At 57.7% G+C, this 13743-nt stretch carries 10 protein-coding genes and 1 pseudogene; 6 read left to right on the plus strand and 5 right to left on the minus strand.

Annotated elements, in window-relative coordinates; genetic code table 11:
• Positions 1-9: 9 nt before the first annotated feature.
• Complete coding sequence (locus tag DPF_RS13015) at positions 10-723, plus strand: DUF554 domain-containing protein (RefSeq protein WP_069860095.1); 714 nt, start codon at positions 10-12, stop codon at positions 721-723.
• Positions 724-840: 117 nt separating this feature from the next.
• A complete protein-coding gene (locus tag DPF_RS13020) occupies positions 841-1956 on the plus strand; it encodes a class I SAM-dependent methyltransferase (protein WP_069860176.1) in 1116 nt (371 codons plus the stop codon).
• 44 nt (positions 1957-2000) lie between these two features.
• Here DPF_RS13020 and DPF_RS13025 read toward each other — a convergent pair whose 3' ends face one another.
• From DPF_RS13025 to DPF_RS13040, 4 genes are all read right to left on the minus strand, one after another.
• A complete protein-coding gene (locus tag DPF_RS13025; RefSeq protein WP_069860096.1) occupies positions 2001-2765 on the minus strand; it encodes a phosphate ABC transporter ATP-binding protein in 765 nt (254 codons plus the stop codon).
• Entirely contained in the window at positions 2762-3628 is an 867-nt protein-coding gene (gene pstA / locus DPF_RS13030) for a phosphate ABC transporter permease PstA (RefSeq protein ID WP_069860097.1), read from the minus strand. The genes DPF_RS13025 and pstA overlap by 4 nt, the downstream gene beginning before the upstream one ends.
• A 2-nt stretch (positions 3629-3630) precedes the next feature.
• Positions 3631-4527: a PstC family ABC transporter permease gene (locus tag DPF_RS13035; protein ID WP_083254721.1), complete on the minus strand. Its 897-nt coding sequence runs from the start codon at positions 4525-4527 to the stop codon at positions 3631-3633.
• A gap of 89 nt (positions 4528-4616) precedes the next feature.
• Positions 4617-5447, minus strand: coding sequence for a phosphate ABC transporter substrate-binding protein (locus DPF_RS13040; protein ID WP_069860098.1), 831 nt, complete (start codon positions 5445-5447; stop codon positions 4617-4619).
• A gap of 472 nt (positions 5448-5919) precedes the next feature.
• Here DPF_RS13040 and DPF_RS13045 point away from each other — a divergent pair.
• Both DPF_RS13045 and DPF_RS14340 read left to right on the plus strand, forming a co-directional pair.
• Positions 5920-6024 (plus strand): annotated as a pseudogene (locus DPF_RS13045) (desulfoferrodoxin FeS4 iron-binding domain-containing protein); the annotation flags it as partial.
• 585 nt (positions 6025-6609) lie between these two features.
• Positions 6610-9102: a methyl-accepting chemotaxis protein gene (locus DPF_RS14340; RefSeq protein WP_141721138.1), complete on the plus strand. Its 2493-nt coding sequence runs from the start codon at positions 6610-6612 to the stop codon at positions 9100-9102.
• Between the two features lie 167 nt (positions 9103-9269).
• Here the strand turns inward: DPF_RS14340 and DPF_RS13055 are convergent, their stop codons facing one another.
• On the minus strand, positions 9270-10622 hold the full coding sequence (locus tag DPF_RS13055) for a Na+/H+ antiporter NhaC family protein (protein WP_069860178.1): 1353 nt from the start codon (positions 10620-10622) through the stop codon (positions 9270-9272).
• A 341-nt stretch (positions 10623-10963) separates the two neighbouring features.
• On the opposite strand from DPF_RS13055, the gene DPF_RS13060 reads away from it, so the two are divergent.
• The gene (locus DPF_RS13060) at positions 10964-12250 is read left to right on the plus strand and encodes an iron-containing alcohol dehydrogenase (RefSeq protein ID WP_069860179.1); all 1287 of its coding nucleotides are present in this window, start codon (positions 10964-10966) and stop codon (positions 12248-12250) included.
• A 244-nt stretch (positions 12251-12494) separates the two neighbouring features.
• Positions 12495-13604 carry a sigma-54 interaction domain-containing protein gene (locus DPF_RS13065; protein ID WP_069860101.1) on the plus strand — a complete coding sequence of 370 codons (1110 nt, stop codon included), beginning with the start codon at positions 12495-12497 and terminating at the stop codon, positions 13602-13604.
• Positions 13605-13743 lie beyond the last annotated feature (139 nt).

Here is a 13743-nt window from a genome sequence, read left to right on the forward strand (position 1 = left end):
GGAATTCATATGATCGGTCCTTATGTTAACGGAGCCGCATTGCTCGTTGGAACGGCTGCCGGAGCCCTTATGGGTTCAAAACTCACTCCCAACCTTAAACATCGTCTCCCCCTGGTCTTTGGGTGCGCGTCCATTGGCCTTGGTGTGGTCATGATCGCCAAGGTCAGATTTCTTGCGCCAGTGGTTCTGGCCCTGGTGGCAGGATCTGTTTGCGGGGAACTGATGCAACTGGAGATCGGAATCCAGAAGGGTGCGTCCAGGGCGCGCACATGGATCGAAAAAATCACACGTCCTTCCGGCAACCTGAGTCAGGAGGAATTTCTGGATACCTTTACCGCCCTTTTGGTGCTTTTCTGCATGAGCGGCACAGGGGTGTACGGCTCCATGAGCGAGGGCATGACCGGCGATCCCACCCTGCTCATCGTCAAATCCATCCTGGATCTCTTTACGGCCCCCGTGTTTGCGGCAACTCTGGGGTTGAGCGTGGCCCTTCTGGTCATTCCGCAGTTTGCTGTCCAGGCATTGCTGTATCTTGGGGCCTCACAGCTCATGCCCCTGATGACTCCGGCCATGCTGGCGGATTTTTCCGCCTGCGGCGGGCTCATCATGCTGGCCACCGGCTTTCGCATCTGCGGCATGAAACAGTTTCCCGTTGCAAGCATGATCCCTGCACTGCTTCTGGTCATGCCCCTGTCCTGGCTCTGGTCCGTGTATATGTCCTGAATCCGTCCGGGCAAGGGGATTGCCTCGTGCATCCATTGGGGATACATGACCCGCAGCATTCAGGTTGACCGTATACTTTATCAGAAAAGTGACATGACCAACAGGGCGGAGAAAGACATGGCAGAAAGATCCGAGGAAAAACAACAGGATTTTGCAAGAAAGATGACGGATATCCTGAATTACGGGGCCCTGAATCTGGCCATGGGCATCGGCTATACAACCGGATTGTTCGAGGTTCTTGATGCCATGGACACGCCCGCAACGGTTCAGGAAATCGCAAAGGATGCCCGTCTTGATGAGCGATATATCCGGGAATGGCTCGGGGTGATGGTGACAGGCGGCATTGTGGAGCTGGAAAAAAATGAACGCGGGGAGGATATGTATCTGCTTCCCCGGGAACATGGCGCCCTGATCACCCGCCGTGCGGGCAATGACAACCTGGGCGTGTATACCCGGGAGATCCCCCTGCTGACCCGGTGTGCCCTGGATGAGGTCATAAGCGGATTTGCAACGGGCCAGGGGGTGACCTATGATCATTATCCCCAATTTCAGGCCTTCATGGGACAGCTTGCCGATGCCAAGCATTGTCACGTGCTGGTGGACACCTTTTTGCCGTGGGTTGCTCATGGCGAGATGGTCCGCCGCATGCGGCAGGGCATCCGCGTGTGTGACCTGGGCTGTGCCCAGGGGTTGGCCCTTATTCTCATGGCCGAGGCCTTTCCCCGGAGTTCTTTTGTGGGGTTTGACATTTCCCGACAGGCCATAGAGGTCGCCCGCCAGGCAGCAGCTTCACGGGGACTGACCAACGTGTCCTTCCAGGTGCGGGATTGCGCCCTCCTGGCCGGGGAAGATGATCTCAGGGAAACCTTTGACTATGTTCTGGCCTTTGATGCCATCCACGATCAGACCCGACCCCGACAGGCCCTTCAAGGGGCGTATGCCCTGTTGACCCCGGGAGGCATGTTTTCCATGGTGGACATTGCCGCCTCGAGTCGCCTTGAGGCCAACCAGGATCATTCCATGGGGCCGTTTCTCTATACGGTCAGCCTCATGCACTGCATGCCCGTGGGTCTGGTGGACGGAGGTGAAGGCCTGGGCATGATGTGGGGAAGGGAGAAGGCCGAGGCCATGCTCCGCGAGGCAGGGTTCGACCGGGTCGAGGTCGCAGAAATTCCCAATGACCCCTTTAACCTGCATTTCTTGTGCATCAAATCCCATTCAAACGGATCCTGAAGGGGATCAGGCCATGGCGATGCCATTGAACATTTTGCTTTGGTCTAGAACCATTCTTCCATGACCTGGGACATGTCCTGTTCCAGGAATTCCTGACGTGAAAACAGGGCCTGCATCCCGCCTTCTCGGAATACCGTGATGAGGTCTCCGATTCTTCGGGTCTGTCGCAGACTGTGGGAGACCACCATGAGGGAATATCTGTCCCGCAAACCCAGAATGAGTTCTTCAATGCCTCGGGCTGCCTTGTGGTCCAGGGAGGACGTTGGCTCGTCCAGGAGGAGAATTTCCGGTTCCAGGGCCAGGGCCCGGGCCAGACAGAGACGCTGCTGCTGGCCGCCCGACAGGATGGTTGCGGGTTTGTCCAGTCTGTCTTTGACCTCTTCCCATAATCGGGCCTCTCTGAGGGCCTGTTCCATGCGCATGAACCGCTGTTCCCGATCATGACCTGCCACGATTTTGAGGGGCAGGGTCATGTTTTTCCTGATGCTCATGGGCAGGACATTGGGGGACTGGAAGACCATGCCCACCTGGTGTCGCAATTTTTCCACCCGTACCCCGGGGTCATGGATATCAACCCATTGTTGGTCAAGATGCAGGCGGATGGTGCCCGAGTGGGTGCAGGTGAGTATGGTATCGTTGAGGCGGTTGATGGATCGCAAAAACGTGCTCTTGCCGGATCCGGAACGTCCGATGATCACGCTGATCCTGTGGGCCGGACATTGGAGGGTGATATCCCGGAGAATGGTTGTCCCACCAATGGCAAGGCTGAAATTGCGGACGTCAACGGCGTGTTGGGATGTGGGTTTCATTGTTTCTCAAGTCGGTTGCTGATGAGGCCGGTGGCCATGAACAGGATGCTGGTCAGGCACAGCAGGATCAGGGCCGTGCCAAAAGCCTGGGCCAGCTCGTCCTGGTTCTGGTATTCTGCAGCAAGATAAAAGATGTGAAAGGGCAGGGCCTCGAATTTGTCCGTGAGCCCGTGGGGAACACCGGCATTGGCCACCACTCCGGTGAGCAGAATAACGGCGGTATCTTCGGCTGCCCGGCCCACGGCCAGAATGATGCCGCTTGCAATGCCCGTGGCCGCCCGGGGAAGCATCACATGGATGATGGCCTGGGACCTGGTCATGCCAAGGGCCAGGGCGGTGGTGCGCAGATCGCCTGGAACGGATTCAAGGGCCGTCTGGGTGGCCCGGACTATGTAGGGGAGTACCAGAAAGCCCACGCACAGGGAGGCCGTGAGCAGGCTGGTGCGGGCCTGCAGATCAAAGAGCCGGCGCACGAACAAAATGGCTGCAAAACCGAGCAGTCCCATGAGAATGGAAGGTGTGCCCGCCAGAAGGTCCACGAGAAAGGCAAGGATGCGTTTGCCATTGCCCTGTGCGTATTCCCCAAGATAGATGCCTGCCCCCACACCAAGGGGGATGGCCGTGGCCGCGGCCAGGCCGACAAGAAGAAGGGTGCCCACGCAGGCCGGCCATATGCCGTCCCATACGGGAAGCCGTCCTGTCAAAGCGTCCCATATCGGCGTGTCCCCGAAGAAAAGGGACGTGTTGATGGTCGGGCCTCCCTTGAAGGCGAGAAAGCCAAGCAGATACCCGATGACAAGAACAAGGATCAGGGTGCACAACCAGGACATGAAGGTGCAGGCGCGGTAAACAAAAGGATTCATGATCAGGTCCTGACGGAGGTTGAAGACTCCAGCCATCGAAGTCCCAGATTGACGGCAAAGGTGGTCAGGAAAAGGATGATGCCGCAGGCGAACAGGGAATAATAGGCTGCGTCCTGGCTGTCGGTGGCCACCACCAGGGCGATGTGCGCCGTCATGGTCCGCATGGAGGCAAGAGGCGACCCGGGCATGATGGGGGCGTTGCCCGAGAGCATGAGGGGGATCATTGTATCTCCCATGGCCCTGCCGAATCCGAGGATGCCTCCGGCCAAAAGTCCCCGGCGGGAAAGGGGCAGGGTGACCGCCAGCAGTCTTTGGGTGTCGGACATGCCCAGTGCCTGGGTTGTGCGGGTGACTTGGGGTTCCACAAGGGAAAAGTGGGTGTGGATGAACAGCACAATGGTGGGCAGGACAAGTACGGTCAGGGTGAGCATGGCCGCGAGCCAGGAGAACCCGCTTCCCCGGGCAAAGGTTGCGCGCAGTAGGGGGATGAGCAGAAACACGGCTGCAAAACCATAAACCACCGTGGGAATGCTGGTCATGAAATGGACAAGGGTCAGCACGGCTTTTCCCGGCAGTCTGGGCCCCAGTCCATGGGCAAACAGGGTGATCCCCAGGGCCATGGGAAAGGCCAGGAGCATGGCCGGGATGGCCAGACTCAGGGAGCCGGCAATCATGGGCAGGATGCCGAACTGGCCATGAAAGGGTCGCCATGCCAGGGAGACGATGGTTGCGATTTTTCCCTGGGCCAACAGGGGCCAGGAGAACCAGAGGAGAAAGGCGAAGATGGTGACCACAATGGCCGCACAGATCAGTCCGCAGATCCGGGTTGTTTCTCGAAACAGGGTTTCGCGCAGGAAGCGGTGCAAGGGCATGTCTCTGGATGTCGTATGTGATTGCATGAAAAAAGGGGACGTGCATGCCCCCTTTTTTCCTTTGTTCGGAACAGATGCAAAGGGGATTGTCCTCCTTTGCATCTGTTGGGGGCAGACTATTTCTGCATGGGGATGAACCCGGATTTGGTAATGATGGCTGCGCCCGAAGGACTGTACACGTACTCGATGAATGCGCTGGTCAGGGCGGACGGGTTGGGTCGGGTATTCATGTAGAGTTTGCGCACCACCTTGTAGGTGCCGTTTTTGGCGTTTTCCTGGTTGGGCTCGATGCCGTCGAGCAGGGGAGCCTTGACGGTATTGTCCAGGTGCCCGATGCTCACATACCCGATGCCAAAGGGATCTCTGGACAGGGCGGTCTTCATGGCTCCGTTGGAGGGAACCACATTGGCGTTGGCAACGACGTCACCCTTGTTGAGCAGCTTTTTCCAGTACACGGCCCGGGTTCCGCTGGCCTCGTCCCTGACATACACATTGATGGGGCCGTCCTGACCGCCCACCTGGTTCCAATTGGTGATGGTTCCGGCAAAAATGTCCCTGACCTGTTGGGAGGACAGCTCGGACACGGGATTGTCCTTGTGTAGGACCGTGCACACGCCGTCAATGGCAAAGGGGTAGGATACCAGATCATATTTTGCCTTTTCCTTGGCGGAAAGGGCCCGTCCCGTGTTGCCGATATCCACGAGCCCTTCGCCCACCTTCTGGGCTCCGATGCCGGAACCACCGCCGGCAATGGTGATCCTGATTTCCGGATAGGCCTGCATGATGTTGCGGGCACAATCTTTCATGACCGGAATATGGGCGGTTCCCCCTGCAATGTTGATGGTTCCCTTGAGGTTTGCAAAGGCGTCCAGTTCACTTGCCCCTGCAGGGCAGGTCACGGCAAGGATGCAGCCGATGGCGATCAATGCGGTCAGAATGCGTTTCATGGGTGGGTCTCCTTTCTGTGCCGAGCAACGTCGTGTTGCAGGCGTTTGAGGTTTCGGGATGGTCGGTTGCACGTGCAACCGATTGACTGCCGGAATGGTTTGCTGCTGACCATCAGGTCATTGCAGACGGTCGCATCCTTTCTTTCGGATAAATATGATCGTTGGTTCCCATAGAACAGAATGCTTTACCGAGACAAATAGATAATTGCTTACAAAATACTGGAAAACCATCGACATAATCTATAGTTGTCGTCTGGTTGGAAGCCGGAAACACTTTTTTCACGTTTACTTCGGGGTTATTTTTATTGTATTGAAAAAGTCCAGCGAGATTTTTGGAATGTTTTCGGGTCAGGCGGCGTACTGCCGCTGCTGGCCGTGCCCGGGCGGGCGATGCTGTGCCGTGTGCTGGTTTGGTACGCCCGTGAATGGGTGAGTCGCTTGTGATGTAACCACCTTAACAGGGAGGATTGTCATGACTCAGGTTGGAGAAATCTACAAATGTGACGTGTGCGGGAATGTTGTCGAGGTTAAGGAAGCAGGTGACGGTGAATTGATCTGTTGCGGTGAGCCCATGAAAAAGCAGGACAAGCCATCGTGACCCATGGGGTCATGTCCATGGCAGCGTGACTCGCACGACCTTGAGCATGGCCGGATGTGCCGCTTGCTCCGATGGAAAGACCCATATACGCAAGGGGCTTCGTGTGACAGCGAAGCCCCTTGCGTATATGGCCCGACAGCCTGGTGCGTGAACCTTTCGCGCCTTGTTGCGCTGGTGTCTGTCCATCGGGGATGTCTGGGCCTGAATGCTTATGCTGCGTGAGAAACGGTTCAAGATCCTGTTCGTCCTTGAAATCCCTTGCACAAATCCCTAACAAGTTGTTTTGCCGTGTTATTCTGCCCCGTGCACGCTGCAGTCGGCGGGTTTTTGTCTGGCGATCGTATGACATCGTTGCCAGCATATCCTGTATGCACGTAACAATCAGCCAGGTATTCGGGGCCATGTCCGCCAGGTCGTGTCTCCGTCTAATCAAGGGCCTCCCTGGAAGGGCCCCGCAAGAGTCTGGGAGCCTGTCCTGCCCATGATGGCGCGGTAACTTGCTTTGTTGTCCTGCAGCCCGGTTGCATCCATGACGTATTCCACATCATCCTTTTGGGAGGGAACGTGAGTTTTTTCGGTAAGATGCGAATATTTCAACGCTATATGGTCTTGCTTGTCGTGACGACCATCCTGCTTGTTTGTGTGGTCTTCATCGGCCACAGGGGGTTTGTCATCTTGGGCAATCAGATGGACACCTATGTCAGCTGGTCCGACATGGACATGGTCATGAACGAGGACATTACCCAGAATATTCTCATGTCTGGGAACGCCTTTCGTCTCTACCAGGCGGATCCTTCGGAGAAAAACCACGCTGAAGTGGAAACGCATCTGGCTGCGGCGACAAAGGGCGTGCAGGACTGGATGGGCATGCTGGGCGAGCAGCCGAATATTCGCAAGATGGCCGCGTCCGTTGCATCCGATCTGGACGGGATTGCCAAGACCATGCAATCGTATCGCACGGCCCGGGAAGAGCACAGCCAGGTGCTGGCTCAAGTTCGCAAGCTTGCTGGTGACATGGTGGAACAGGCAACACGGCTTCACGGTGATGTCATTGTTCCGGCCTCGGAGCAGGCTGCTTCCCGGGAAGACATGTCCGGGGTGGTGTACTGGAATGACCTCGGCATGACCTTGCATGACCTTGTCATTGCCCGAATCCTGCAGCTTGCGGCCGCTGTGCACGAGTATGGTGGTGCATCCGATGCGGCACACCAGGCATCTCTTGAGGCCAGCCTTCAGGCGGCCCGAAAGGGCGTGGCCCAATGGGGAGACACTGCCAGAAAGAAGGCCGCCCTGCAGGAGGCCTCCGGTTTCATGGAACGCTCTTGTGACGCCTTGCAAGGGGAGGTGAACACCCTGATCGCGCTGAACAGGACCATTGCCTCCCTTGAGACATCCATGGAAACCGTGATGCACACGATGATCATGACGGCCGGGACCATCATGAACGAGCATATCGACCCGGCCAAACAGGCGGCTGCTGTTGCCGCCGGAAACCTGAGAACCGGGATCCTGGGTCAACTTCTGCTGGTGGGCACGATTGCCCTGACCCTGCTTGTGGTCCTTGTACTGGCCTTTGCGGTGCACGAATCCTCTGCGGTCAAACAACTCAGCACCCTGGCCCATGCCATGGCCAGGGGAGATTTCAAGACGGATATTTCCCTGGATCAGAAGAACGAACTGGGTGAGATCGGAAGGGCGCTTGCGAGTATCAAGGTGTCCATTACCGGGGTTGTCAATGAATGTGAGCAGCTCACGGACATGGCAGAATCCGGCAGGCTGGACAGGCGAGCCGATGTTGCCGCGTTCCAGGGCGCCTATGCCTACATGATTCACAATATCAATGCCATTGTGGATGTTTTTGAGGTGCTTTTGGACAATCTTCCCCTCGGGGTTATGATCCGGTCCGGGAATCGGGATGTGTTGTACATGAACGATATGGCCAAAACCCTGGTGGGAACCAAAGAGATCAAGGGCAGGAAATGCGAGGAACTGATCCGGACCGACGACTGCACCAATGGACGATGTGCATCGGATCGTTGTTTGCAAACCGCTCGTGTAGAAACTTCGGAAACCACGGCTCGACCGGTGACAGGGGAATATGAAATCGCCTACTCGGCCGTACCCATGGTATCGCGTTCGGGTGAGGTCAAGGGCGTGTGCGAGGTCGTTGTGGATCAAAGTGCCATCAAGGCCGCGCACAAGACCATGCTCCAGGTGGCCGAGCAGGCCGGCATCATTTCGGACCGGGTGGCCTCGGCCGCCGAGGAACTGTCCGCCCAGGTGGAGCAGGTCACTCGGGGGGCCGAGATACAACAGGAGCGGGTTGCTGAAACAGCCACCTCCATGGAAGAGATGAACGCAACCGTCCTGGAGGTGGCCAGAAATGCCTCCGAGGCCACCAAGCAGTCCGACAACGCCAGGGTCAAGGCAACGGAAGGAGCCGCCCTGGTGGACAGGGTGATACAGGCCATCAACAAGGTGAATACCGTGGCCAAGAGCCTGCAAGGCGATATGAATCTGTTGAGCGAGCGGGCCGAAGCCATTGGCGGGGTGATGACCGTGATCACCGATATTGCGGATCAGACCAATTTGCTGGCACTCAACGCTGCCATTGAAGCGGCCCGTGCCGGAGAAGCCGGACGGGGGTTTGCCGTTGTGGCCGATGAAGTGCGCAAACTGGCCGAAAAAACCATGTCCGCCACTAATGAGGTGGGCAATTCCATCAGGGCCATCCAGCAGGCTGCGGAAACCAATGCCGGTCATGTCAAAGGCGCTGCCAAAAGCGTTGCAGAGGCTACCGAACTGGTGAGCGAATCCGGAGAAGCCCTGACGGAAATCGTTACCCTGTCCACCGAGAGTTCTCATCTGATTTCCGGCATTGCCATTGCTGCGGAACAGCAATCCGCCACCAGCGAGGAAATAAACCGGGCCATTGAGGCCGTGAATACCATTGTGACCGAAACCACTGACGGTATGGTGCAATCTGCCGAGGCCATCCAGGAACTGGCCCGCATGGCCGTGGAATTGAAGACCCTTCTGGACAGCCTCAAAGGGTAGCCGTGCAGGGGGGGAACGTGCAGGGATGATGTAATCGGTGGATTGGCGCGATGTTCAAGAATCCGGCCAGGGATATCTTGAATCGTGGCAGCCATGGGATGATGGCCTTGCAAATGCAAAAAGCTCCCCGGAAGTAACTTCCGGGGAGCTTTTTGGTGCGCGCGGATTCAGGAGGCGCTTGGTGAGCGATGTCTGGTAAGGGCGGGCCATCCGGTCATGATGGAAAGACAGGACATGCCGGCCAGGAGCATGCAGTACCAGTTCCCGGAGATGACGCTTAAGGGTGAAATGCCCGCAATGGAGCCCACCAGCAGGACCTGTGCGCCGTAGGGAATGAGTCCCTGAACCACGCAGGAAAAAATGTCGAGCAGGCTCGCGCTGCGCCGGGGATCGACATCGGTTTCCGTTGCGATGTCCTTGGCCAGTTTACCTGTCAGGATGATGGCCACGGTATTGTTGGCAATGCAGATGTTGGCCAGGGAGACCAGTGCGGCAATACCTGCCTCGCCCGAGGCCCTGGAGGAGGCATGTCCGGTCTTGCAGGCAAAGGCCTTGACCCTTTCCAGGAGCCACTGCAACCCGCCATTGTACCGGATGAGTTCGCCAAGCCCTCCCACGAACATGGACAGCACCAGAATTTCATGCATACTCAGAAATCCCGAGTAGATATCCTTGGACAGGGTCAGCAGGGAATAGTCGGGGATGCAGACAAGACCTGTTCCCCCGGCCAGAATGATGCCCAGGGCCAGGACGACAAAGACGTTCACACCGGCAACCGCCAATCCCAGAATGGTCAGATAGGGAAGAATCTTGAAGAGCTGCCAGTCTCCCGTGGTGGCCGAAGGCCCGGTCGTGCCCATGAATACAAGCAACAGGATGGTGAGCAGGGCCACGGGCATGACAATACGTACGTTCATCTTGAACTTGTCACTCATGGCGCAGTTCTGGGTTTTGGTTGCCGCAATGGTTGTATCGGAAATCATGGACAGGTTGTCCCCGAACATGGCTCCGCCCAGAATGGTCCCCATGAGCAGGGCCATGGAAATATCGGTTTGCTGGCCCACCTGGGCGGCAATGGGTGCTATGGCCGCAATGGTTCCCATGGATGTACCCATGGCCGTGGCAACAAACGCCGCGATGATGAACAGTCCTGGAAGAACAAGCTGGGTGGGAATAAAGGCCAGTCCGAGATTGACCGTTGCCTCGACGCCGCCAATAGATTTGGCCACGGCCGCAAACCCGCCGGCAAGAAGATAGATCATGCACATGGTGATGATATTGATCTCGCCGACACCCGTCAGGAAAATGTTGATCTTTTGTCCCATTCGTCCCTGGCCCATGCCAATGGCCAGTGCAATGGCCGGAAGAATGGCCACGGCAGCGGACAATTGGTAAAAACCCATGGATACTCCCTGGAGGGTCTGAAAAATGCCTGTTCCGATAAACAGGACAAGAAACAGAAGCAGGGGAAGCAGTGCCCCTGCCCGGGCCTGGGGTTGGTTATCAGCGTGTTGATGCATGGATATGGCTCCTTTGCCGCACCCGTTTCTGGTGGCCCGAAACAGATGCATGAATGGATGGAAATAGGTGACAGGGGATTGCGTGTAGTGCATGTCCTGCTGGCTGTCCAGGATCGGCAGTGCGGCAGGGGGCGGTTTGATGGTTTGTAGCCGGTGACAGAACATCCCGGCATGGATCAGAAATGGCATGGCATTGGACAACCCTCCCTGTGGATGGGGAGCAGCGCCCCCGAGGAGAGGCGTCATGGGTTCTGAGCGGCAAAAAGGGCTTGAAGTGTCGTCCGGTTCAATGAGAGAAGATGCTGGTCAGTATGTTTTGCAACCCAGAGAGGATGAAAAAGATGGAACAAAGTGAACACAAGGCGCAAGAGCTTCTCCAGCAATTCAGGGGCAATGACTATATATTTGGTTCCGGCGTGCTGGATCGACTTGGTGATCAGGTTGCCTTGCTGGGCCAACGGGTACTGCTTGTTGGCCGGTTCAAAAGTGCCTGGTTCAGGCCCATTGGCGAGCGGGTAACAAGGATCCTGCACCAGGCCGGCGTGGAAATTGCGGGCACCTGCCAGGGCGCGGCTCCCAATGCCCCTTTTGAGGATGTGTACCGCATCCACAGCCATCTGGTGCACACCCGGCCGGATGCTGTTGTGGTGGTGGATGCCGGATCGGGCATTGATGCGGTCAAGGCCGCTGTCGCCCTGGCCACCTTTGGGGATGTGTCTCCGGAGGTGGAGGCGTATCTTGGGGTCGGCAGGATTTCTTCCCTGTGCCAGCAATTTGATCGGACCCTGACGCCCGTGGTGGCAGTCATGCTCGCGGCCAGTTCCGCAGCCCATCTGACCAAGTACGCCAATGTCACGGACATGCGGGCCGGACAGAAAAGTCTGATTGTTGACCCGGCTGTTGTTCCCACCAGGGCGCTGTTTGATTACGATCTAACCACAAGCCAGCCCTTGAGTCTGACCCTGGACGGGGCTTTTGACGGCATTGTCCATGTTGTCGAGGTCTATTTCGGAGCCGGACCCGAGATGGAAGATCTTGCCGGGGACATTTGTGAAACAGCCCTTGATCTGATCCTTCCCGGGGTGCAAACGGTTGCCAGGCAGGGGGATGCGAGCCGGGTGAGGACCCGCCTGGGGCTTGGCACGGACCTGGGCGGGTATGCCATCATGGTGGGCGGGACCAGCGGGCCCCACCTGAACAGTTTTTCCCTGGTCGATGTTCTGGCCCACGGCCGGGCCTGCGCCTTGCTGCATCCTTATTATACGGTGTTTTTTGCTCCGGCCATCCAGGCCAAGCTGCGGCGTGTGGGCGCGGTGTACAAGCGTCACGGCCTCATCAAAACGGATCTTGACAGGCTGTCCGGCCGGGATCTCGGATTGGCCGTGGCCGCGGGGATGCTGGAACTGTTGCAAAGGACCGGACTCCCCACCACCCTGCAGGATCTGCCCACCATCACCCGTGATCATATTGCCCGGTGTCTGCACGCAGCCAAGGACCCGGCCCTGGCCTCCAAACTGGAGAACATGCCGGTTGCGCTCCATGCGGGCAATGTGGATCGGTACATGGGGGCTGTTCTGGATGCGGCCTGGACCGGTGATTTCAGCCTGATTCATACCATGGAGACGTAGAAGCAAAAGGGGCTGCAGGGGACCGGGACGGTGAGGATTTCTGTTCCTGCGCCTTCCTGACGGTTGACCGCAGGCACCGCATCCCGGGCAGCCTGCATTTTCCTCGTCCTTGCGTAAAAAGGTGTTCCTGCCAGATCCCCAGTATTCCTGGTGGACAAGGTGGGGGATCGACCTTATTGCGCCCTGGCAGCAACAACGCAGGGAGTAGCAACGACCGGCGTGATCCGGCCGGATAGAGGAAAGCATGAGCGAAATCATTGCCTTCATGCCCCGGGGCAGGGACATGGATGTGTTGCAACAAAGTGTGCCCGGGGACGTCCGCTGGCAGGACACGGTGCGCGACGTGGTGGGAACGGCCAGTGCGGCCATGCGGGAGGTGTTCAGCAAGGTCCGTCATGTGGCCCCGACAGGTACCACCGTGCTTTTGACCGGGGAAACAGGAACCGGCAAGAGCCTCATTGCCAGGATCCTCCACAACCACAGCGCGCGCAGGGATCGTCCCTTTGTCAGTGTGCATTGCGGCGCCATCCCCGATACCCTGACGGAAAGCGAATTGTTCGGCCATGAAAAGGGCGCCTTTACCGGTGCGGTCCGTCGAAAACCCGGCAAGTTCGAACTTGCCCAGGGCGGAACCATCTTTCTGGACGAGATCGGAACCATCAGCCCGTCCGTGCAGATCAAGCTGCTGGATGTGGTGCAGGAACGGGTTTTCCAGCGGGTGGGTGGAGATCGTGACATCAGGATCGATGTCCGAATCATTGCGGCGACCAACGAGGACCTGCGCCAACTGAGTGCAGGGGGGCTGTTTCGCAAGGACCTGTACTACCGGCTGAACGTGTTTCCCATCCATGTTCCCCCCTTGCGGGAACGACAGGAAGACATCCCCAGGTTGGTCGAGCTGTTCATCAGGCGGTGCAATATCCAGCTTAGGAAAAAGATCCAGGGGGTGCATCCCGATGTGGTACGAGGGTTCATGCAGTATGATTGGCCCGGCAATGTGCGGGAACTGGAGAATCTTATCGAGCGGGCATGCATCCTCGAAGACGGCCATATCCTGAGTCCGGACCGATTTCCCGAGGAGTGTTTCCAGGGATCCCCCTCAACCAGGCCTGCGGCCGTGGATGCCTCGTTGCCCATTGCCACGGCCCGTCGGCTGGTGGTGGATCGATTTGAACGCGCCTATCTGGACCGACTTCTTTTGGAGTGCGCCGGGGCTGTTACCCCTGCGGCAAAGCGGGCCGGCATCACGACCCGTCAATTGCGCAAGTTGATGGTCCGCCATGGGGTGGACAGAAAAAAATACGCACGGGGCCATGACCTGGTTGTTCAGGAGATGGGCAAGGAGAACCCGTGATTCCCCTTTTGCGGGCAAGGGGAACAGAAAGTTCCCCTGCCCGTGCCACCCGGCCCTGATGGCCTGGACCATGTTGGCTGGTTGTTCGTTGGGAAGACCCTTTCGGTTTGTGTGCCGGAAGGGTCTTTTTTTGTGCTGC

The sequence above is a fragment of the Desulfoplanes formicivorans genome (assembly GCF_001748225.1).
Classification (GTDB): Bacteria; Desulfobacterota; Desulfovibrionia; order Desulfovibrionales; family Desulfomicrobiaceae; genus Desulfoplanes; species Desulfoplanes formicivorans.

What these genes read in the sequence shown, in the direction of transcription:
- DPF_RS13015 (WP_069860095.1), top strand. Translation starts at nt 10, where the DNA reads ATGATCGGTCCTTATGTTAACGGAGCCGCATTGCTCGTTGGAACGGCT.
- DPF_RS13020 (WP_069860176.1), top strand. Translation starts at nt 841, where the DNA reads ATGGCAGAAAGATCCGAGGAAAAACAACAGGATTTTGCAAGAAAGATG.
- DPF_RS13025 (WP_069860096.1), bottom strand. Translation starts at nt 2,765, where the DNA reads ATGAAACCCACATCCCAACACGCCGTTGACGTCCGCAATTTCAGCCTT.
- pstA (WP_069860097.1), bottom strand. Translation starts at nt 3,628, where the DNA reads ATGAATCCTTTTGTTTACCGCGCCTGCACCTTCATGTCCTGGTTGTGC.
- DPF_RS13035 (WP_083254721.1), bottom strand. Translation starts at nt 4,527, where the DNA reads ATGCAATCACATACGACATCCAGAGACATGCCCTTGCACCGCTTCCTG.
- DPF_RS13040 (WP_069860098.1), bottom strand. Translation starts at nt 5,447, where the DNA reads ATGAAACGCATTCTGACCGCATTGATCGCCATCGGCTGCATCCTTGCC.
- DPF_RS13055 (WP_069860178.1), bottom strand. Translation starts at nt 10,622, where the DNA reads ATGCATCAACACGCTGATAACCAACCCCAGGCCCGGGCAGGGGCACTG.
- DPF_RS13060 (WP_069860179.1), top strand. Translation starts at nt 10,964, where the DNA reads ATGGAACAAAGTGAACACAAGGCGCAAGAGCTTCTCCAGCAATTCAGG.
- DPF_RS13065 (WP_069860101.1), top strand. Translation starts at nt 12,495, where the DNA reads ATGAGCGAAATCATTGCCTTCATGCCCCGGGGCAGGGACATGGATGTG.